This window comes from Sulfurimonas sp., from assembly GCF_041563495.1.
Taxonomy (GTDB): Bacteria; Campylobacterota; Campylobacteria; order Campylobacterales; family Sulfurimonadaceae; genus Sulfurimonas.
Window position 1 is genome coordinate 22,159 of sequence record NZ_JBFFMZ010000011.1, and the last position, 18,922, is coordinate 41,080.

General features: G+C 33.6%; 20 protein-coding genes. 7 read left to right on the forward strand and 13 right to left on the reverse strand.

The genetic code is table 11. From position 1 onward, the window contains the following. Positions 1-9: 9 nt before the first annotated feature. From ABYK18_RS10380 to ABYK18_RS10415, 8 genes are all read right to left on the reverse strand, one after another. Positions 10-552: a peptidylprolyl isomerase gene (locus ABYK18_RS10380; RefSeq protein WP_373036603.1), complete on the reverse strand. Its 543-nt coding sequence runs from the start codon at positions 550-552 to the stop codon at positions 10-12. Then, positions 545-2,044 carry a hypothetical protein gene (locus ABYK18_RS10385; protein WP_373036604.1) on the reverse strand — a complete coding sequence of 500 codons (1,500 nt, stop codon included), beginning with the start codon at positions 2,042-2,044 and terminating at the stop codon, positions 545-547. Before ABYK18_RS10385 ends, ABYK18_RS10380 begins: the two co-directional genes overlap by 8 nt. Before the next feature lie 45 nt (positions 2,045-2,089). Continuing rightward, positions 2,090-2,374, reverse strand: a complete 285-nt coding sequence (locus ABYK18_RS10390) for an HU family DNA-binding protein (protein ID WP_373036605.1) — start codon at positions 2,372-2,374, stop codon at positions 2,090-2,092. 97 nt (positions 2,375-2,471) lie between these two features. Next, positions 2,472-2,705 carry a hypothetical protein gene (locus ABYK18_RS10395; RefSeq protein WP_373036606.1) on the reverse strand — a complete coding sequence of 78 codons (234 nt, stop codon included), beginning with the start codon at positions 2,703-2,705 and terminating at the stop codon, positions 2,472-2,474. A gap of 3 nt (positions 2,706-2,708) precedes the next feature. Beyond that, on the reverse strand, positions 2,709-2,951 hold the full coding sequence (locus ABYK18_RS10400) for an XRE family transcriptional regulator (protein ID WP_373036607.1): 243 nt from the start codon (positions 2,949-2,951) through the stop codon (positions 2,709-2,711). 222 nt (positions 2,952-3,173) lie between these two features. Next, positions 3,174-4,847: a flagellar assembly protein A gene (locus ABYK18_RS10405; RefSeq protein WP_373036609.1), complete on the reverse strand. Its 1,674-nt coding sequence runs from the start codon at positions 4,845-4,847 to the stop codon at positions 3,174-3,176. 18 nt (positions 4,848-4,865) lie between these two features. After that, positions 4,866-5,519 (reverse strand): hypothetical protein, encoded by a 654-nt coding sequence (locus ABYK18_RS10410; RefSeq protein ID WP_373036610.1) that lies wholly within the window; start codon positions 5,517-5,519, stop codon positions 4,866-4,868. A 1-nt stretch (position 5,520) separates the two neighbouring features. Next, a complete protein-coding gene (locus tag ABYK18_RS10415) occupies positions 5,521-6,183 on the reverse strand; it encodes a hypothetical protein (protein ID WP_373036611.1) in 663 nt (220 codons plus the stop codon). A gap of 109 nt (positions 6,184-6,292) precedes the next feature. Between ABYK18_RS10415 and fbaA the strand changes: the two genes are divergently transcribed. Next, positions 6,293-7,372, forward strand: coding sequence for a class II fructose-bisphosphate aldolase (fbaA, locus tag ABYK18_RS10420; RefSeq protein WP_373036612.1), 1,080 nt, complete (start codon positions 6,293-6,295; stop codon positions 7,370-7,372). 13 nt (positions 7,373-7,385) lie between these two features. On the opposite strand, the gene ABYK18_RS10425 is transcribed toward fbaA, so the two are convergent. Beyond that, the gene (locus tag ABYK18_RS10425) at positions 7,386-7,742 is read right to left on the reverse strand and encodes a hypothetical protein (RefSeq protein WP_373036613.1); all 357 of its coding nucleotides are present in this window, start codon (positions 7,740-7,742) and stop codon (positions 7,386-7,388) included. Between the two features lie 42 nt (positions 7,743-7,784). Between ABYK18_RS10425 and cmoA the strand changes: the two genes are divergently transcribed. Next, positions 7,785-8,492 (forward strand): carboxy-S-adenosyl-L-methionine synthase CmoA, encoded by a 708-nt coding sequence (gene cmoA, locus ABYK18_RS10430; protein WP_373036614.1) that lies wholly within the window; start codon positions 7,785-7,787, stop codon positions 8,490-8,492. Between the two features lie 111 nt (positions 8,493-8,603). Here the strand turns inward: cmoA and ABYK18_RS10435 are convergent, their stop codons facing one another. Next, positions 8,604-8,855, reverse strand: a complete 252-nt coding sequence (locus ABYK18_RS10435) for a hypothetical protein (RefSeq protein ID WP_373036615.1) — start codon at positions 8,853-8,855, stop codon at positions 8,604-8,606. A 25-nt stretch (positions 8,856-8,880) separates the two neighbouring features. Further along, the gene (nth, locus tag ABYK18_RS10440; RefSeq protein ID WP_373036616.1) at positions 8,881-9,522 is read right to left on the reverse strand and encodes an endonuclease III; all 642 of its coding nucleotides are present in this window, start codon (positions 9,520-9,522) and stop codon (positions 8,881-8,883) included. 60 nt (positions 9,523-9,582) lie between these two features. Here nth and ABYK18_RS10445 point away from each other — a divergent pair, with 60 nt between their 5' ends. From ABYK18_RS10445 to ABYK18_RS10455, 3 genes are read left to right on the forward strand one after another with little or no spacing between them, the layout of a single operon-like run. Continuing rightward, the gene (locus tag ABYK18_RS10445) at positions 9,583-11,520 is read left to right on the forward strand and encodes a response regulator (RefSeq protein ID WP_373036617.1); all 1,938 of its coding nucleotides are present in this window, start codon (positions 9,583-9,585) and stop codon (positions 11,518-11,520) included. A 50-nt stretch (positions 11,521-11,570) separates the two neighbouring features. After that, positions 11,571-12,401 (forward strand): peptidylprolyl isomerase, encoded by an 831-nt coding sequence (locus tag ABYK18_RS10450; protein ID WP_373036618.1) that lies wholly within the window; start codon positions 11,571-11,573, stop codon positions 12,399-12,401. Between the two features lie 3 nt (positions 12,402-12,404). Beyond that, positions 12,405-13,259, forward strand: coding sequence for a 1-aminocyclopropane-1-carboxylate deaminase (locus tag ABYK18_RS10455; RefSeq protein ID WP_373036619.1), 855 nt, complete (start codon positions 12,405-12,407; stop codon positions 13,257-13,259). Here the strand turns inward: ABYK18_RS10455 and ABYK18_RS10460 are convergent. Next, positions 13,252-13,929 carry a nitroreductase gene (locus ABYK18_RS10460; RefSeq protein WP_373036620.1) on the reverse strand — a complete coding sequence of 226 codons (678 nt, stop codon included), beginning with the start codon at positions 13,927-13,929 and terminating at the stop codon, positions 13,252-13,254. The genes ABYK18_RS10455 and ABYK18_RS10460 overlap by 8 nt on opposite strands. A 145-nt stretch (positions 13,930-14,074) precedes the next feature. Between ABYK18_RS10460 and ABYK18_RS10465 the strand changes: the two genes are divergently transcribed. Both ABYK18_RS10465 and ABYK18_RS10470 read left to right on the forward strand, forming a co-directional pair. After that, on the forward strand, positions 14,075-16,651 hold the full coding sequence (locus tag ABYK18_RS10465; RefSeq protein WP_373036621.1) for an ATP-dependent Clp protease ATP-binding subunit: 2,577 nt from the start codon (positions 14,075-14,077) through the stop codon (positions 16,649-16,651). 25 nt (positions 16,652-16,676) lie between these two features. Then, entirely contained in the window at positions 16,677-17,030 is a 354-nt protein-coding gene (locus ABYK18_RS10470) for a hypothetical protein (RefSeq protein ID WP_373036622.1), read from the forward strand. Here ABYK18_RS10470 and ABYK18_RS10475 read toward each other — a convergent pair. After that, positions 17,019-18,914, reverse strand: coding sequence for an EAL domain-containing protein (locus ABYK18_RS10475; protein ID WP_373036623.1), 1,896 nt, complete (start codon positions 18,912-18,914; stop codon positions 17,019-17,021). The two genes, ABYK18_RS10470 and ABYK18_RS10475, sit on opposite strands and share 12 nt — an antisense overlap. Between the last annotated feature and the right edge of the window lie 8 nt (positions 18,915-18,922).

The window sequence follows — 18,922 nt, forward strand, 5'->3', positions numbered from 1 at the left end:
GTTGATATCCTAGTTTTTAATATATGCTTTTATTATTTCTTGTCTCTCTTGAGGTCTGTCCGCACCGCTTCTGCCAAATGTAGCTACATTGTTAAGCTTCATAATCGTTATCATCGAATCTTTTGTAGCTTCACCAAAAATAGTATGTCTGCCGTTAAGCCAGGGAGTTTTATTGGTAGTAATGAAAAATTGGCTTCCATTCGTGTGAGGTCCTCTGTTAGCCATTGCCAAAATGCCTGCTTTATCAAAAGTTTTGCCTTTAAACTCATCTTTAAAATCTTTGTTCCAGATGCTATTGCCGCCTCTGCCGCTCTCAGTCGGATCACCGCCTTGAATCATAAAGTCTTTTATGATTCTGTGAAAAGCAACACCGTTATAGTAACCTTTTTTTACATGTGTAGTGAAGTTCTCCACTGCAAGCGGGGCTACTTCTGAAAAGAGTACAAGTTCTATATTTCCCTGCGTAGTCTCTAGTAGCACATGGGGATTTTTATCGTTAGCCTCTAAATTAACAGAGATAAATAATAAAAGTGTGAGTAGTGTTTTAATCATATTTTTCCTTTAATGTTTTTATATTTTTGGATTCTTCTTCATAAAGAACATAAGCTTTTTCTTCAGCCAGATTTATTGCATGTTCTATTTCGTTTAGTGAAGTGTCTGCAATGTCCATTAATATGACAAATTTTGAGTTCATCGAACTGATTTGTGAGTATGAACATAGCAGTAAATTGTCTAAATCTTGAGATAGTAAATTATTGGAACTATCTAATAAAACGGTCTTATCCTTAATAAAAAATTCTAAGTCATCATGTAATTGTCTTTTACTTATATTGTCACTTACGACTAAAATATCTTGAGAAGAGTTTTCTTTGAGCAAATTAGAAATAATCTGCAGTGCTTTTGCATGCTGATTTGCTTGTTTGAAAATAATTTTTAATTTTTTTGGTTTAAAACTTTTTTCAAATCTGTAGGTCGCATCTTCATCGCCATACTCATTAACTAAAATGAGAGAAGATTTTTTTTGTATATGCTTTAAATAATCTATAAACTCAATAGGGAGTAGGTTGGCATTATCACAAATAATTAGGTCAGCGATATCAAAACTTTTGCGCATAAGCTTTTCATCAATATTTAGAACAACTTCTAATGGTGGTTTTTTTAACTTGTTCAGGTGCCTGTTCACCAGCTCAATAGGGGTTATTATCTCAATAGAACTGAAATCAACTTCAATAATAGCGTATTCTATGATATCAAGTAATTTCTGTTTTAAAATATCGCAAGACAGAGTTGTAGGCTCAATAATAACAATATCTATTTCAGGATTTCGCAGAGTCTCTAAAATGGCTTTTAAAATAATTGAGTTGGTCTTACCCGAATGTGCACTACCGCTTAAAGTCTCAACTCCATCAGTAGTAGATTCAATAAACTCAATCTGTTCGTCAGTGGCTAGATTCATGCTCCCATCTTTTGAAAAGATAAGATACTGAACAAGTAAGTTCCCCATTATATGAACTTCATCAGGCATTCTTGATGTAGGCAGCGGCAAATTTTTTAGTTTTTGTAATATTTCTGATTCTAAAGAGTCATTAAACATAATTTTTTGATAAGGGAGTAACTCTTTTATAGAATCATTTAAATGTTGGTATTCATCACTATTTAAATTTTCCATCAAAAGGTAGTTATATATTGGTACTCCGTCATTGTGCGTAAGCTCATTAAACTTTTGTTTTATAAATTCATGTGTTTTTTCAAAAGCAAGACTTTTTTCACTGGAGTCCTGATTTGTTGCTTTTGATATTGTTGAATTTTTTAAATCATCATATGACCACTCTTTATATTCAAATAAGCAGATTCCTCTGTTGGGATTTAAGATTAAAAGAGGAATAAAAAAGTTTTGAGTATGATGATATATAGTTATATTTTCGTAGATGCTAAAGGAGTTTTTTTTACAAACTTCTTTTAATTTTTTGATTAATAATGAATCTGGAAGACTTAGAGTTTTTGGTTTTTTTCTGAAAATTGAGAAGAATGAAAATATATTCATAAAAAGAAAAAATCCATTGCCTTAAAATGCAATGGATTTTTGAGATTATTTGCCAGCAGCAACGCGGTCTTTAAGACCTTTACCAGCTTTAAATTTAGGAACCATCTTGTCCTGAGTAGTATAAGTTTTACTTGTACCTGGAACTTTACCACTTTTGCCTTTTTGAAGGTTTGCAGAAAAACTACCAAAACCAACTAAAGAAACATCTTCTTTTTTTACTAGAGCTGCCGTTACAGCTTCTGTAAATGCTTTAATTGCAGCTTCTGCTTCAACTTTAGTTTTGTACTCACCACTTGCTTGTACTAATTCAACGAATTGAGCTTTGTTCATATATTTACCCTTAGATTCATAAAGATTTCCGAGATTATTCAGCATAAGCACCAGACAGCCTTGTGCTAAAATAATTCAGCTACGGATACTTTATAATTTATTTGCTTAAATTTTTCTTCTTTTTGATGAAAAGTGTGATAAATTGCGATAATTTTGACTCTTTAAGTCCTATTTTAGCCATTTTCAAGAACTTAGAAGTGTTTAAACTAATATTCTTAGACATTAGTAAAGATGAAAATTCTTTCATTTTTTCATATTTAGTATTGTCTGTGCTAATAGATAAAAATATATCTTCTAAACCATCTCTTTCTTGTTTAGTCAGTGCGCTCATTTACTATACCTCTTCAAGTCTGTTGATTTTTCTTACAGCTCTAATAATCTCATCATCATCTAATTTACCCAACATTTTCATTACCACAGAAGCAGCTTGAGGTTTAGCTCTAGCTAGTTTCCAGTCCTGATATGTACGCATAGAGATCCCAAGAGAATTAGCCATATCTTTAAGGGATATTTTTTTTCCATTGTTTTGAGACTCTAACGAGTTATGAAGAATATTAAACAGATCATCAATTTGCATAAGGAGAAGTATACGGATTTAATACTTAAATATACATTTAATATTAGAAATTAAGATATTTATATACTTAATAGCACCAATTAGTTTGTTTTATATATTTAAAATATACTTTTTAGATATAATTATTTTATATTAAATACGGAATACCGTGTATTAAATATATAAAAATATCACTAAAAATAAGAAGTTGAAAAAAAATTATTTAATATTTAATTTTTACGATTAGAGAGAGATTGATTTATTTACAGGTAGCAGAGTTATTTTATCTTCAGATATTTTTAGGTGGAATGGCTCATAGCTTTGTGCATCTGTCTTGTAAATGATTTCATTATCATTATCAAGTGTGAATACTATGTTGTTTAAACCTTTGAGCGGTTTTTCTATGCTTATTGTTGCTCTAAAAACAGAACTCTTGATGTCATCTACTAGATTTTTTAATTTTTTTAGCTCATTTTTTATATTTTCTACTTCGGATTTATTGTGTCTCTGTGCTTCTTCAAGAGAAAATTTTAAATCTTCCATATCTTCTTTTATAAAATCTATTTTAGAGTTCAAAACAGGGATATCTTTATAGTTGATTTTAAAGAGATTATCTTCACCGCTTACAAGCCTTATGCTAATAGATTCACTGGCGTAAACTTTCAGGTTGCTCTTTACATGTCCGATTTTTGCATTTTGAGCATATACAACTCCGCCAAGACAAGCTTCAATTTCTACATTTGTAGCGTGAACGGTACCACCTTCAAGAAGTGCTATTTTTGCATTGTGGCATCTGAGTGTACCTTTGTGTCTGTTTATTTTTGCTATTCTTGCAAATTGTGCAGAATCTTGATGTGTCGCTCCATCTATTTGCATGTTTACAGCTTCTAAGATGCTGTTTGCACCAATATGACCGTTGACATGTATTGTCTCACTCTTTAACTCAACTCCTTCACCGATACTGTCTTTAGTGGTATCATTTTGAGAGATGTGCACTTCTATATTGTTGTTTTGTTCTTTTGCCAAAGAGTCTTCTACTCTCGATATCTTGGCTACTTTTAGTTTATTGTTGACACTGAGTTTAGTTTTACTAAAGTTGACAAAGCCCTTGACTTTACTTTTGTAGAGTTTTTTGTCATCATTCTCTTCTATATAGATGCTGTCTGTATCTATTTGTGTTTGAAGATCATCAGCATTATGAGCATAGTCTTTGTCTAATTGCTTTCCATGAGAGTTAAAGCCGCTTTTTCCGTAAACAGGTTTTTTATACTCTACTAAAATTTCATCTTTTTCAACTTCCGTAATCTGATGCTTATGTTGAGACTCTTTGTGTTTAAACCATAGTATTAATTTTCCGGCTCTGGTTATTTTGGGTTCTATTCCTTCAAAAAGTGGAATTCTAATCTTTTTTTTGAACTTGCCTTCATAGAGATGTTTTGTAAAAGCTTTTAGGCTCTTGATCATTTTTTCATCAAATAAGTCTATTAGAATCCCATTTTTGGCTTTTATCTTATTTACCTCCCGAAGTAGAAGTTTGTATGTTTCTATCGGCTTATGTGTTTTGTAAAGTATGTGTGAATCAGGATGTAATATCAATTTTGGATTACATTCAAATTCATCCATTTCCAAGGAGTAGTTGAGTTTAATCTCTACATTTACAGGCTTAACCGCCAATATAGTGTATATTTGTTGAAATTCTACATGTCTGTTTATAATATCGTTTTCATTTTTATAATGTTCATTGAGTTTTTCATTAAACTGTATAAATTCATCGTCTGAATTTGTTTTTACGTAAGTCACTGTATTTAAAATAGTGAAGTCACACTCATTTAAAGGTGTAAAGTTGTCAGATGCAAAGTTAATCATTGCATTTTTAATATTTTTAGTTTTAATGGTTGTGTCTTGAATTTCAGCCACTATAATAAGCCTCTTTAATTAATATGAAAGTAAGTCACTGTAATCATATTTTGAAAAATCTAAATATAATTTGCCGTCTTTGTGCAGGACTCTTATATCATTGTCATAAACAGATAAAAATCTTCTTTTAATAACTTTTCTTTGATATGATTTTAAATTCAATGTCTTAAGATAATCTTTTAGTTCTACTATTCCTGGTTCTGGAACATTTTTTTGTTTATCTTCTTCTATTGTTTCTACTTCGTGTATAGTCTGCCCTTGATGTTCTAGCATCATCTTTGTGTTTACAAGTTCCAGTATATTTTTTAACTGCTCATCTTTTTTACTATAGAGTTGCTCAATTTTATCACGTTCATCACGGAGCATCTGCTCTTTATCACCTATTAGTTTATCTATTTTCAACTCGAGCTGCATGATCTTTTCTTTGAGCTGTGTATTTTCTCTTTGGTATAAAGCTATGACAGTTGCAACTGTTGTCTTTGGTTTGAGTATTGCTTTTTTCTCAGTAACCGCTTCCTTTTTTATATCAGTGTCAATAGGATTCTCTTTTACCATTATGTATGTTATGGAATCTTCAATTATATAGTCTAGTTTTTTTGATTTTAGTTTTGAGCTGATCATCTCTTTTGACATTTTAAACTGTTTTGAGTATTCGTCTATTGTTAGTCTCATATTATGTCCTTATAAGCATAGAATTAAAATTTGTATTTGGCGGGTTTATTATACCAGCCTTTCGTAGCCACACAAGGCGACCTTCTTTTTTATTACCGTGTTTATCTTCAAAAATATAGGGTGATGAATATTTAAACTCTCTTTCTATTAAAAGTGAATTAAAGTTTTTGTATCTATCTAAAAAAACTTTTAAACTTTCATATGCGGTATCTGAAACCATTATTGTAGATATTGTATAATCTTTTATCTCCAAATATCTGGCACAATCATTTAAACCGTCCCCTATGTAGTTTTTATGTCCCAATATATCTATAAACTCATATATTTTGCCTGTATGAACAGCAATCCTAATACCTTGAAAATATGAATATTTTTTAGAAATATATTCTGACATATAGTTAAAACTAAGTCCTAAAATGGTTCCGTAACCTTTTAGCTTAGGGTTTAATATGCAGTAAAAACCGTCACCTGTCGAGATATATCCTAGTATCAAACTACTCAAGGGCATCTTTGAGCTTTCTAACATCTTCTCTATCATGTTTGTATATGTCTTAGTCAAGAAGTTGATAATCTCCAATTGATATTTTACTTCAAGTTTAGAAAAATTGATGATATCAATGAGGACAATATCAGTTGTCCACTCACTATTTTTTTTTCTAGTCATGCAAACTCTATGTTTTTTAACCATTTTAACATAAAAAGTTTATAAAAAAGTTATTTCAAATAAAGCTTGTAATATAATCACGAATATAATAAAAAATATAGGAAGAGTAATGAGCAAAGGCATATTAGATATTGTAAAACCGGGTGTCCTTTTTGGAGATGATGTACAAAAAGTTTACAACATGGCAAAGGAGGTTGGTTTTGCTATTCCTGCAGTTAATGTTGTATCAACTGATTCTATAAATGCAGTGTTGGAAGCTGCAGCAAAAGTGAAATCTCCTGTAATTATTCAGTTTAGTAATGGCGGAGCTTCATATTATGCAGGTAAAGGTTTAAGTAACGAGAATGAAAAAGCTGCAATTATCGGTGCAGTATCCGGTGCTAAACATGTTCACATGATGGCAGAGGCTTACGGGGTTGCTGTAATACTTCACACAGACCACGCGGCTAAAAAACTACTTCCTTGGATAGATGCGCTTTTAGAAGCAGGTGAGAAGCATTTTGCTCACACGGGTAAAGCACTTTATTCTTCACATATGTTAGACCTTTCAGAAGAACCGTTGGAAGAAAATATCTCAATATGTAAAGCATATTTAGAGCGCATGAGTAAAATAGGCATGAGCATAGAGATAGAACTCGGGGTAACAGGCGGAGAAGAAGACGGTGTTGACAATACTAACATCGATAATGCTCTTTTATATACTCAGCCAGAAGAAGTCGCTTATGCATATGAGGAGTTAAGTAAAGTATCTCCAGATTTTACAATCGCTGCTTCATTTGGAAATGTACATGGCGTTTATAAGCCGGGTAATGTAATGCTTACACCTAAAATATTGGATAATTCTCAAAAATATATTCAAGAAAAATTCAATACAGAAGCTAAGCCTGTAAACTTCGTATTTCACGGTGGTTCTGGTTCACTTCCAAGTGAAATAAGTGAAGCAATCAGTTATGGTGTTATTAAAATGAATATAGATACTGATACTCAGTGGGCTACCTGGGTCGGGACAAAAGAATATATTGAAAAATACAATGCTTACCTACAAGGTCAAATCGGTAACCCTGAAGGTGAGGATAAACCAAATAAGAAATATTATGACCCTAGAAAGTGGTTAAGAGCAGGACAAGAGACTCTGGTTGCTCGTGTAGAGGAAGCCTTCGCTGACTTAAACGCACTAAACAGAAACTAAGATTTGAAGGCTTTTAGGCCTTTAAATCGTGATATATATCTTTTATACAGCTTGTATGAGAATTTTCTAAATGATAATAATTTATAAGTTGGTTTAGCCTGTTTTGGTTAAATCTCCAAAATCTTTTCCCATCAAAATTTTCGTCACTCTTTACCTTTTCAAAAAGCTCGCTATGACTTAACTCTCCTTTATTCTCTTTTATTACCTTTAGTATTACTTTTAAAAGTTCTTCCTGTGATTCTTTTGTTGTGTCATCATCTGCCAACGGTTTATTTGGTAAAAAGGCATAAATTTTCCAGACGCTTATTATGAAGAGCAGAACAAAAAATATCAGCATCCATGTAGAAGTAGTCATTGTGTATTCTCTCATTACTTATTTATTAATTGGCAACATTTTAGCTAAAATACGATTATGAATGATAAAGTTTTTACAAAACCAATAAAAAAACAATTTGAGTTTGATGAAGAGGTCGCTGCAGTATTTGACGATATGCTTGAGAGAAGTGTGCCCTTTTATAAAGAGTCGCAGAAGATTACGGAATTTTTTGCATTAAAACATCTTAAAGAGGAATCTGTTCTTTATGACCTAGGCTCATCGACAGCATCTCTTCTTATTAATATCAGCAGAAAACTCAGCTGTGATGCAAGACTTGTAGGCTTAGACAACTCAGAAGCCATGCTGGAACAAGCCAGAAAAAAATGTGTTGCATTTGGTGCTGATATAGAGTTACAAAATGCTGACATACTTGAATATGATTATAAAGAAGCGGATGTTTTTATAAGCAACTATACTTTGCAGTTCATTCGTCCGCTTGTTAGAGAAGAACTGGTTAAAAAGATAAACGCGTCACTAAAAAAAGATGGTGTCTTTATCTTCAGTGAAAAGGTTATAAGTCATCACTCAAAACTAAATAAAGACCTTATAGAATGCTACTATGATTTTAAAAAAGAGCAGGGCTACTCAGAATATGAGATAATGCAAAAAAGAGAAGCTCTGGAAAATGTTCTGGTTCCATACAGTGAAGATGAGAATATTAAGATGGCTAAAAATTGTGGTTTTTCACACTGTGAGGTAGTCTTTCGCTGGGCAAATTTCGCCACATTCATAGCTATAAAGTAAACTTACTTCATATTTCTGCATTAGTTTATTTCAATTGGCTACAGCCAATCTTCAATAAACTGCCTTGAACTATTTTGTAATTTTAATTTCTAGCAACAAATGGCACTTCCTTTACCAGACATTGCCTTTTGGTTTTTCTTTTTTACCTGTCCAAACATCTACAATTTTTCCACCGGCTTCACCTATCTCTTTGTAAGTGATTATATCGTCCTGACCGCACTCTTTATGGTAGTAGCCTTGCAGGTCGTAGTACTCTTTGCAGTCGCTGTAGTATTTTGCTGATATTCCGTGTTTATTCACACATCCGCTGAGTACAAGTGTAGTTGAGATAATGCTTAGAATAAGTAGTATAGTTTTTATCATAATCTTATTCAAGCATTTTTTATGCCTAAACTTTGAAAGTCTCTTTAGTTTTGCAAAATTCTGTTAAAAAACACTCATCACACTTTGGGTTTTTGGCAGTACAAACATATCTGCCAAAAAGAACCATTCCCTGATGCAGAGCGTGAAGGTCGTTTTTAAATTTTTTTACAAGCGTTGCTTCTGTTTTTATGGCAGTTTTGTCATCACTTAGTCCAAGTCTGTGAGAAACTCTAAACACATGCGTGTCAACAGCCATAAGGTTAGCTCCCGTGTATTCTATCATCACGACATTTGCCGTCTTTTGTCCTACACCTGCAAGTGTTATCAGCTCTTTTTCACTCATAGGTATTTCACCATCATAGACTTCAACTACTCTTTTGGCCATTGCTATAATGTTTTTAGCCTTGTTGTTGAAAAATGAACAACTGTTAATTAGTGCTTTTACTTCATCTATATCCGCAACTGCCAGTTCTTTGGGACTTGGATATTTGGTAAATAGCTCAGGTGTAAGCATATTTACTCTTTTATCAGTGCATTGTGCCGATAGCGCAACAGCGACTACCAGCTCATAAGCGTTCTTGTATTCCAGCTCCGTTACAGCATCGCTGTATCTCTCAATAAAGCGTTTATGGATTTCTAAAATCTCTTTTTTTGTTGCTTTTTTCATGGACGGTATTTTAGCAACTTATATGATATAATCAAAACAATTATTTTAAAGGTGCGCAGGATGGGCATATTTTCGTTTTTCAAAAAACCGCAAGAAGAGATGGAAGAAAAGTACTATTATGGTGATTATTTTACAAAAGAATTAATTTGGGATATTGTAGATTCAAACAGTTCGATGATGCTGTTTTTTACAAAAAAAGATGGATGGATTGGGGCAAACAAGCTTTTTTTCAGAACTTTCGGTTTTAAAAATATAGAAGAATTCCGTCATAGGTATGAGAGTGTAAGAGAACTTTTTCTAAATGAAAGCGAAGAGATATTTACAGAGGATGATAGAAGTTGGCTCGATTATATAAAAAAATATAAACGTGATGGTTATCACATTTCTGTTTCAACGATTGATGATGTGATGCTGACAATAAATGCCAAGTGCCATACAGTGCCTAGAGCAAAAGGTTTTTATATCTTAGAGTTAGAAGATATTACAAAACTCCACTTAGCAGAGTTAAAGATTAAAGAGGTTGAAAAACTAAAATCAAAATTTTTGTCAAATATCGGTCATGAATTTAGAACACCTATGAATGGAATACTGGGATTTGTCGAACTGCTGCAAGAAACAAATCTAGATGCACAACAGGCAGAATATTTGCAGATGATTAGCCGTTCTTCTAAAAACCTTATGTCAAATATAGAGTCACTTTTAGATCTCTCTCAAATGCAAGGTGGAAGATTAAAGCTTAATCCTTCTGTCTTTTCTATTTCTGCTGAGATGGAAAAAATAGCTTATAACTACTGTATAGTAGGAAGAGATAAGGGTGTCAGTGTTCTCTCTTTTATAGATCCAAAGCTTCCGAGTGAGTTGAATGCAGATTTTAGAAAAATCAAACAGGTAATGAACTCACTTATTCAAAATGCCATAAAATTTACTCCAAGAGGCGGCAGAATAGTTGTTGAGGTAAAATTGTTAAAAAGACAGCCTAATGGAGATTGCAGTATAAGTTTTAGTGTAAAAGATAACGGCAGAGGAATAGCAAATGAGCAAATAGCACTTATTACTGAGCCGTTTATTGCAGGCAGTCAAGCGGATGAGAGACTTGGTGTAGGGTTGAGCCTTTCTCATGGTTTAGTAAGTTTACTTGGCTCTGAACTCAAGATTCATAGTGAGGAAGGTTATGGAAGTTATTTTAATTTTACGCTTAATTTTAAAGCTTCAAAAGGTCAATCGTATAAGATGATGCCTAAAAAAAGAGTCAAAATTCTACTTCTTGATCCAGCTAGAGTTGACGAAGCGAATTTTCTGACTATATATCTTCGCTCTTTTGCCATAGATGTTGTAAAATCAAATATTTTAGATGAGGATGTTTACAGCGGGATTGAGACACTTTATATTGTAGCGGATCAAAAAGATTCGTCATGGATGCTAAAACTTGGAACATATGCTAAAAAAGCACCTGTGATACTTTTGCTTGATGAGAATGAAAAACTTCAAACAAAACTTACTCATATTGTCGATGGTGTGTTTAGAAAACCTCTGCTTCCAAGTTCTGTTGCAAGACAGTTAAATGAAATATATAAGAATAAATTGGAGATAAAAAGAGAAAAAAAAGATGTCTTGAGAAATAACACATATGCATTGGTCGTTGAAGATAATTTGATAAATCAAAGATTGATTCAAATACTTCTTCAAGAGTATAATATTTCAGTCTCAACGGCATTAAATGGAAATGAAGCAGTAAGTATGTGTGAAAAAAACAAGTATGATATTGTCTTTATGGATATAGATATGCCTGAAAAAAACGGAATCATTGCCACAAAAGAGATAAAAGAACAGATAGACCTGAACGGTAAAACACCTATAGTCGCTCTGACCGCAATGGCAATGCAAGGTGACAAAGAAATGTTGTTAAATGAAGGTCTGGATGATTACATATCTAAGCCTCTTACACGTGAAAAATTGGAAAATATACTAAATAAATACCTCAAAAGTGTATCTGTTTAATAATGGTTAGTATAAAGCCACTAAAATTTTTTAACTATAAAGGAATATATATGATGAAAATGACTAAAATCGTTGCTACATTTCTATTGACGAGTACGTTAGTAAGTGCTGCGACGTTGATTACCGTAAATGGGACAAAAATCACTCAGCAAGATGTTGATACTGCACTTATGAATGCAACACAAGGCAGATTCAATCAAGTTCCGGCCGATAAACAAGCAGAGTTTAGAAAACAAGTGTTAGAGCAGCTAATAGCAAAAGAGTTGGTCTTTGGCGATGCAAAAGATACAGGCGTATTAAAGACTAAAGAGTTTAAAGATGAATTTGTAAAAGTACAAGAGAGAGTTAAAAAAGAACTAGCTATTCAAGTTTGGCAAAAACAACAACTTGATAAAGTGAAAGTTTCAAACAAAGAGCTAAAAAATTATTATGACAAAAATAAAGAAGAGTTTAACGAAAAGGCCAGTGTTCACGCTCGTCATATTCTAGTTAAAACGGAAGATGAGGCTAAGAGTATTTTAAAAGATTTAAAATCTTTAAAGGGTGATGCACTTAAAAACAAGTTTATTGAGCTGGCAAAATCAAAATCAACTGGACCTAGCGGACCAAAAGGTGGAGATTTAGGATATTTTGCTAAAGGTCAAATGGTACCTGAATTTAATGATAAAGTATTCAGTATGAAAGTTGGAGAAGTATCAGAGCCGGTTAAAACACAATTTGGTTACCATGTCATTTATTTAGAAGATAAAAAAGCTAAAAAAACTTTGGCATTTACGGAAGTTAAATCTTTTATCGAACAAAGACTTAAAATGGAAAAATTTAAAGTTGTAATGCAAGGTAAAATGTTAGAACTTAAAAACAAAGCAAAAATCGAACAATAAAATATGATTAACTCTCCTATCTCTAAGATTAGATTAGAGGGGAGAGACTTTTATGTTAAAAGAGATGATCTCATAGATCCTTTTTTAGCAGGAAACAAGTACAGAAAACTATACACTCTTTTAAAAACACCATCAAATAAACTCAGTAAAATAATCTCTTACGGCGGAACTCAGTCCAATGCTATGCTTGCAATCGCAGCTATGTGCAAAAGAAAAGGATGGAAGTTTGAATATTACACAAAACCTCTAAGTATTACGCAGAAAACTTCTAACGTAGGAAATTATTATCACTCCATAAATCTGGGAATGAAGCATATAGAAATAGAGGAAGCTTTATATAGAGATTTTATATCTTCACTGTCATTAACGATAGACACCCAAACATTTATAATAGATCAGGGCGGGGCAGTTGAAGAGGCACAAAAAGGGTTGGAAGTTCTGGCACAAGAGATTACACAAGCAAACGTCAATGTCAAATCTTTAGCAACACCGTCCGGTACAGGAACAACAGCCCTTTTTTTGGCTCTGTCGCTTCCTGAGTTTAAAGTTTATACAACACCATGTGTAGGAGATGTAAAATATCTAAAAGAGCAGATGCAGGCTCTTCATAAGATACCGGATAATTTAGTCATACTGCAGCCTTCAAAAAAGCACCATTTTGCAAAACCGTATCCGGAGTTTTTAGAGATTTATAAAAAACTTTTGGCAAGCGGAATTGAATTTGATTTATTATATGCACCGGGCATGTGGGAAGCTCTTTTGGCTCAAACTGATGAGGAAGTACTATATATTCACAGCGGCGGTGTAAGCGGAAATGAGAGTATGCTAATAAGGTATGAGCAAAAAGGTTTTAAATAAAAATTATATTATCTTCTAAGGGTACTCTTGAAGGCTGATATGAGTTTATTTTTGCATTCTCATCTGCATAACCTATAACTACGCTGTATAACAGTGCGAGGTTCTCTGGAATATTTAAAACATCTGCAACAACTTTTCCATACTCGGTAGTCGAACCTTGCGGACAAGTGTCTAGTCCAAACTCTTTGGCACTCAGCATAAGACTTTGCATATATGCTCCGCAATCTATTAGCGCACCTTGAGCATTGTCTATGAGATCCTTATCTGTAAATACAAAAAATACAGTTGAAGCTCCGAACCATCTAAAATTATCATGCCACATCTGTCTTCTTTTTTCTACGTCTTTTCTATCTACTTCCATTAGGGTATAGAGTCCGACACCGGTTTCGATGCGACGTTTTTTATAAGGGTTTTTCCATTTTAAAGGGTAGTATTGTATAAACTGGTCGTGTTCTACTCCGGAATTCATTTTCTCAATTATGGCATCTCCAATGTTTTGAAGAACATCTTTATCGCTGATGGCATATACAACCCAAGGCTGCATATTTGCCCCGCTTGGTGTCATAGCAGCCGCATTTAGGATTTTTTCTTGAATCTCTTTAGGTACAGGTTTTGGAAGATATGCTCTCTTTGACGACCGATTTGTAATAGCTTCTAAAATACTTGGCATAATGACATTCCTAAGATTTTTTTAGATTATATGATAAATTAACTAATTTAGATATAAATTGTCTTCTAATGATGAATGACTAAACTAACTTGACACAGGTCGACTCAATTAGATATAATAACTACATATTAACTAAGGATATTTTATGAATAACATTTTTGAAAAATTAACACACAATATGACAGAGGCGATAGAGTCTTCTGTCTCTTTAGCATTACACAATGAAAATCAAGAGGTGGTTAGCGTACACTTTTTATGGGCACTTTTAACAAACTCAAATTCGGTGCTAAATCAGATGTTTAACAAAATGAACATCGATAAGGTGGCTATCGAGTTAGATGTAAAAAGTATGAGCGAAAAACTACCAAAGTCTTCTACAGTTTCAAAAGAAAATGTGAAACTCTCCAGAGAGTTTGTGCAGACACTTGAAAATGGTGTAGGGCTTATGACAAAAAACGGGGATTCGTTTTTAGCAGTAGACACTTACATTCTTGCAAATCTAAAGAATGAACCGTATGCCGGTATACTTAAAAAATATATTGACGTATCAGAGTTGGCTAAAAACTTAGAAGCTTCACGCGGTGGAGCTAAGATAGACTCACAAAGTTCTGATGAGACTTTGGAATCGCTGGCTAAGTATGGTATAGATTTGACTGCTGAGGCGGCTGAGGGGAAACTTTCACCTGTTATCGGGAGAGATGAAGAGATTACCCGTATGATGCAGATACTTATACGTAAAACAAAAAACAATCCAATGCTCTTAGGTGAACCGGGAGTCGGTAAAACGGCTTTGGTTGAAGGTTTGGCACAGCGTATCAGCGATAATAAAGTACCTACTTCTCTTCAAAACAAAAGAGTTGTGGCTCTTGACATGAGCGCACTAATAGCTGGTGCTAAATATAGAGGTGAGTTTGAAGACAGACTTAAGGCTGTAATAGATGAAGTAAAACAAAGCGGGAATATAATCCTTTTTATAGATGAGATTCATACTATCGTCGGTGCCGGGGCTAGTGAAGGAAGTATGGATGCTGCAAATATTTTAAAGCCGGCGCTTGCTCGTGGTGAGCTTCATACAATCGGTGCTACAACTCTAAAAGAGTATAGAAAGTATTTTGAAAAAGATATGGCACTTCAAAGAAGGTTCTTGCCGATTAACCTGGATGAGCCGACGGTAAATCAGTCATTACAGATTTTACGCGGGATTAAAGAGCGTTTGGAGACACACCACAATGTAACTATCACTGACAGTGCTCTTGTGGCTGCGGCAAAACTCTCTGACAGATATATCGCAGATAGATTTTTACCGGATAAAGCAATCGACCTTATTGATGAAGCTGCGGCAGAACTTAAGATGCAGATAGAGTCAGAACCGAATGCTCTTGGCTCTGCAAAAAGAAAAAGCTCTGAGCTTCATGTTGAGAGAGAAGCTCTAAAGATGGAAAAAACACCTGCAAATGAAAAAAGACTCGGTGAAATAGAAAAAGAACTGGCAGATGTTGATGAAGAAGTCAGAGCTCTCGAATCACAATTTGCTACTGAAAAAGAGGTTTTTGAGAGAATATCAGGCATTAAAAATGATATTGAGAAAAAAAGAAAAGAAGCTCATACTGCTAAATCAAATTCAGAATTTAATCGTGCAGCGGAGATAGAGTACGGTGAGATACCTGCTCTTTTAGAAGAAGAAAAAAAGATAAATGAACAATGGACTAAGTTACAAGAAGCGGGAACACTGCTAAAAAACAGTGTTGATGAAGAAGCTATCGCATCTATTATTTCAAGATGGACAAAGATTCCTGTAAACAAGATGCTCCAAGGAGATAAAGAGAAGATTTTAAATGTTGAAGATGAACTAAACCGTGATGTAGTCGGACAGACAAAAGCAACTCATGCAGTCTCTCGTGCCATCAAAAGAAACAAAGCAGGACTCTCGGATGCTAACACTCCTATAGGAAGCTTTCTCTTTTTAGGACCAACAGGAGTCGGTAAAACACAAACTGCCAAAACATTGGCAAAGTTCTTGTTTGACAGTGAAGATGCGATGATTCGTATAGACATGAGTGAGTATATGGAGAAACATGCGGTTTCGCGTTTAGTAGGTGCTGCTCCCGGGTATGTCGGTTATGAAGAGGGTGGACAGCTCACAGAAGCCGTAAGAAGAAAACCTTACAGTGTAATACTTTTTGACGAAGTAGAAAAAGCACATCCGGATGTTTTTAATATATTACTTCAAGTTCTTGATGATGGAAGACTTACTGACAACAAAGGTGTCACGGTTGATTTTAGCAATACGATTATAATTTTAACATCTAACATCGCAAGTGATAAAATTATAAATAACCAGGCATCTGATGAGCTAAATGAGATGGTAATGGGTGAATTGAGACAGGCATTTAAACCTGAATTTTTAAATAGACTTGATGACATAGTTATCTTTAATGCTCTTGGTCGTGAACAAATAATAGGTATAGTTGATATCTTCTTCAAAGAAATAAGCAAAAAAGTTGAGCAAAGGGATATTGAACTAACTTTAAGCAAAGATGCAAAAGCTTACATAGCAGAAGCAGGGTTTGATCCTGTTTACGGAGCAAGACCGCTTAAACGTGCATTGTATGAGATTGTTGAGGATAGACTTGCGGAGTTGATTTTAGAAGGTAAGGTAGTTGAAGGTTCAAAAGTTTTATTTGATATTAAAGACGGTGAGATAGAAGTTAGCGTGAAGTAAATAAAACAGAGGTTATAATTTTGCCATGAAATATTTTACGCTAATACTACTTTTGTCATACTCTCTTTTAGCTTGTACGGGTGACTGTTTAACATGTCACCCGAAGCTTGTCCCTACGATAAATGAAGATTTAAGACATAAACCGATGCTTGGCTGTATAAAGTGTCACTCGGCAGAACCGAATAAGATGGCGGAGTGTGGAGATGACTGTTTTTCATGTCATCCGATCTCAAAAATCAATAAAGCAAATGTAAGAGAACATGATGTTATTCAAGGGTGTCGTGATTGTCACGTTGGAGCAGATGAGAAGATATTTGACAACTCAATCTCGTTTGAGCAATCAACAAAAGAGTCATTGAAAGATTTTTTAACTAAATAGATATGGAATGTGTCTCTCTATGTCTTCCGGCTTTCCAATATAGTAACCTTGAGCATAATCCACATTTAATCTTTTAACCACATCTAAAATCTCTTTAGATGAAACAAACTCTGCTATAGTCTGAATATTCAGCTTATGAGCTAATCCGACGATAGTCTCAACCATAATTTGTGAATTTGTATCTCTGTCAATATTTGATATGAGTGAAGAATCTATCTTAATATAATCAATAGGCAGGTTTAGTGCATGTGAAAAGTTTGAATAACCGGACCCAAAGTCATCAAGAGCTATTTTAATACCATATGAGCGGACTTTTATACAAAAGTCGTATACACGTTTATAATCTTTAAAATGTTCAGTTTCAAGAAGCTCGATTGTTAGGTGGTGATTGTATTCAAACTCATCAAATAATGAATAGAGCATCTGAATTGTTCTGTCATTTTCAATATCTTCCATAGATACGTTAAAAGAACAAGGAATGTCATACTTTGCAATAGTGTTTAGTGTATTGTTCACAACTGCTTGAGTAAGTTTATGATAGACACGGTTTTGTTTTGCAACCTCAATAAATTTAAGCGGTGATATAACATTACCGTCATCTTCTATTAGTCTTGCAAGAGATTCATACTTAATACTTAGTGAAGAGTCTTGTATAGGAGCTATAGGTTGAAAGTGTGATGTAATTTTTTTATGCTCAAATGCATGCATTAATTTTTTATGACACTCTATATCTTCTTTGTGAAGTTTTTCAAGCTCTTTATCGTCGTTAAATATGGATAATTGGACATTTCTTTTTTTAGCATCTTTTAATGCCATGTCGGCATAAGCTAACATTTTTCTCGATCCGCTAAAAGCTAAACCGGCACTCATCATGAAGTTAAATGTTTTATCTTCATATATAAAAGTCTCTCTTCTGTATATCTTTAAAATATCTTCTATTTTTTCCACAAAGTAGGTATTGTTGAGTCTGGTCGAGTCTTTTACGGCAATAACAAATTCATCGCCGCCTATATGGTAAAGAAGAGTGTTGTTATCATCGATTTGCGAAGCCAAAAAATCTGCAGTGAGTTTTAATGCGATATTACCGACTTCTTCTCCATAGACATCATTGAACTTTTGAAACTTATCCATATTTAGCAAAGCCATTTGTTTGAAATGGTAAATGTATGAGTCTTCGATAAGCTTATTTCTGTTTGGCAACCCGCTTAAAAAATGCGTATAGATTTTTTGATGCAGCTCTTTTGATTTTTTAGCTATTTCTTCTTCTAAATCATCATTATATTTTAGAAGTTGAGACTGGAGTTTCTGCTGTTCTTTTTCTGCTTTTTCCGCACGAACAAGCTCTTTTTTAGATATGTTATGCAGCTCGAGCAGTTTATATACAGAAAACAGTATTAAAAGTGTAGCAAGTAAAAATGTATACAATGTGTCTTTTTGACTATCGTTATTTGTATTTTTTAGTATCTGTATGTTTTGTTTTAAGTTGTCATCGACAAGTTTTACGAGTTTGCTCATATCATCAGAGAATTTAAGCGTAATAGCATTAAATCCTACCAATGCATCTTGTATATCTTCATTCTCTTTGGTTCTTATAGCTTCTATTAATGACTCTTCAACTGCTTTATATCCTACCATTCTTCTTTTGATGATATCAATTACTTTGTCGATGCCTTTTACTTTGATTTTGTCATCTAATATAAAATTTTCCAGGTCATCAAGCGTTTCTTGGAGTTTGTTAAATGAAGTATATATATTATTAACTGAGTTGGTGTTTTTTAGTATTATAGCTTGAAGAATATTAGATTGATTTTTTTCTACTTCATGGTCAAGTTTAAAAGTCAATTTTGAGAGTCTTAACTGTTTATTCTCAATTTGATCAATCATAGCACTTG

What these genes read in the sequence shown, in the direction of transcription:
- ABYK18_RS10455 (WP_373036619.1), top strand. Translation starts at nt 12,405, where the DNA reads ATGATTAACTCTCCTATCTCTAAGATTAGATTAGAGGGGAGAGACTTT.
- ABYK18_RS10415 (WP_373036611.1), bottom strand. Translation starts at nt 6,183, where the DNA reads ATGACTAGAAAAAAAAATAGTGAGTGGACAACTGATATTGTCCTCATT.
- ABYK18_RS10425 (WP_373036613.1), bottom strand. Translation starts at nt 7,742, where the DNA reads ATGAGAGAATACACAATGACTACTTCTACATGGATGCTGATATTTTTT.
- ABYK18_RS10475 (WP_373036623.1), bottom strand. Translation starts at nt 18,914, where the DNA reads ATGATTGATCAAATTGAGAATAAACAGTTAAGACTCTCAAAATTGACT.
- ABYK18_RS10385 (WP_373036604.1), bottom strand. Translation starts at nt 2,044, where the DNA reads ATGAATATATTTTCATTCTTCTCAATTTTCAGAAAAAAACCAAAAACT.
- ABYK18_RS10395 (WP_373036606.1), bottom strand. Translation starts at nt 2,705, where the DNA reads ATGAGCGCACTGACTAAACAAGAAAGAGATGGTTTAGAAGATATATTT.
- ABYK18_RS10450 (WP_373036618.1), top strand. Translation starts at nt 11,571, where the DNA reads ATGATGAAAATGACTAAAATCGTTGCTACATTTCTATTGACGAGTACG.
- ABYK18_RS10390 (WP_373036605.1), bottom strand. Translation starts at nt 2,374, where the DNA reads ATGAACAAAGCTCAATTCGTTGAATTAGTACAAGCAAGTGGTGAGTAC.
- ABYK18_RS10460 (WP_373036620.1), bottom strand. Translation starts at nt 13,929, where the DNA reads ATGCCAAGTATTTTAGAAGCTATTACAAATCGGTCGTCAAAGAGAGCA.
- ABYK18_RS10445 (WP_373036617.1), top strand. Translation starts at nt 9,583, where the DNA reads ATGGGCATATTTTCGTTTTTCAAAAAACCGCAAGAAGAGATGGAAGAA.
- fbaA (WP_373036612.1), top strand. Translation starts at nt 6,293, where the DNA reads ATGAGCAAAGGCATATTAGATATTGTAAAACCGGGTGTCCTTTTTGGA.
- nth (WP_373036616.1), bottom strand. Translation starts at nt 9,522, where the DNA reads ATGAAAAAAGCAACAAAAAAAGAGATTTTAGAAATCCATAAACGCTTT.
- ABYK18_RS10465 (WP_373036621.1), top strand. Translation starts at nt 14,075, where the DNA reads ATGAATAACATTTTTGAAAAATTAACACACAATATGACAGAGGCGATA.
- ABYK18_RS10380 (WP_373036603.1), bottom strand. Translation starts at nt 552, where the DNA reads ATGATTAAAACACTACTCACACTTTTATTATTTATCTCTGTTAATTTA.
- ABYK18_RS10410 (WP_373036610.1), bottom strand. Translation starts at nt 5,519, where the DNA reads ATGAGACTAACAATAGACGAATACTCAAAACAGTTTAAAATGTCAAAA.
- ABYK18_RS10400 (WP_373036607.1), bottom strand. Translation starts at nt 2,951, where the DNA reads ATGCAAATTGATGATCTGTTTAATATTCTTCATAACTCGTTAGAGTCT.
- ABYK18_RS10470 (WP_373036622.1), top strand. Translation starts at nt 16,677, where the DNA reads ATGAAATATTTTACGCTAATACTACTTTTGTCATACTCTCTTTTAGCT.
- cmoA (WP_373036614.1), top strand. Translation starts at nt 7,785, where the DNA reads ATGAATGATAAAGTTTTTACAAAACCAATAAAAAAACAATTTGAGTTT.
- ABYK18_RS10435 (WP_373036615.1), bottom strand. Translation starts at nt 8,855, where the DNA reads ATGATAAAAACTATACTACTTATTCTAAGCATTATCTCAACTACACTT.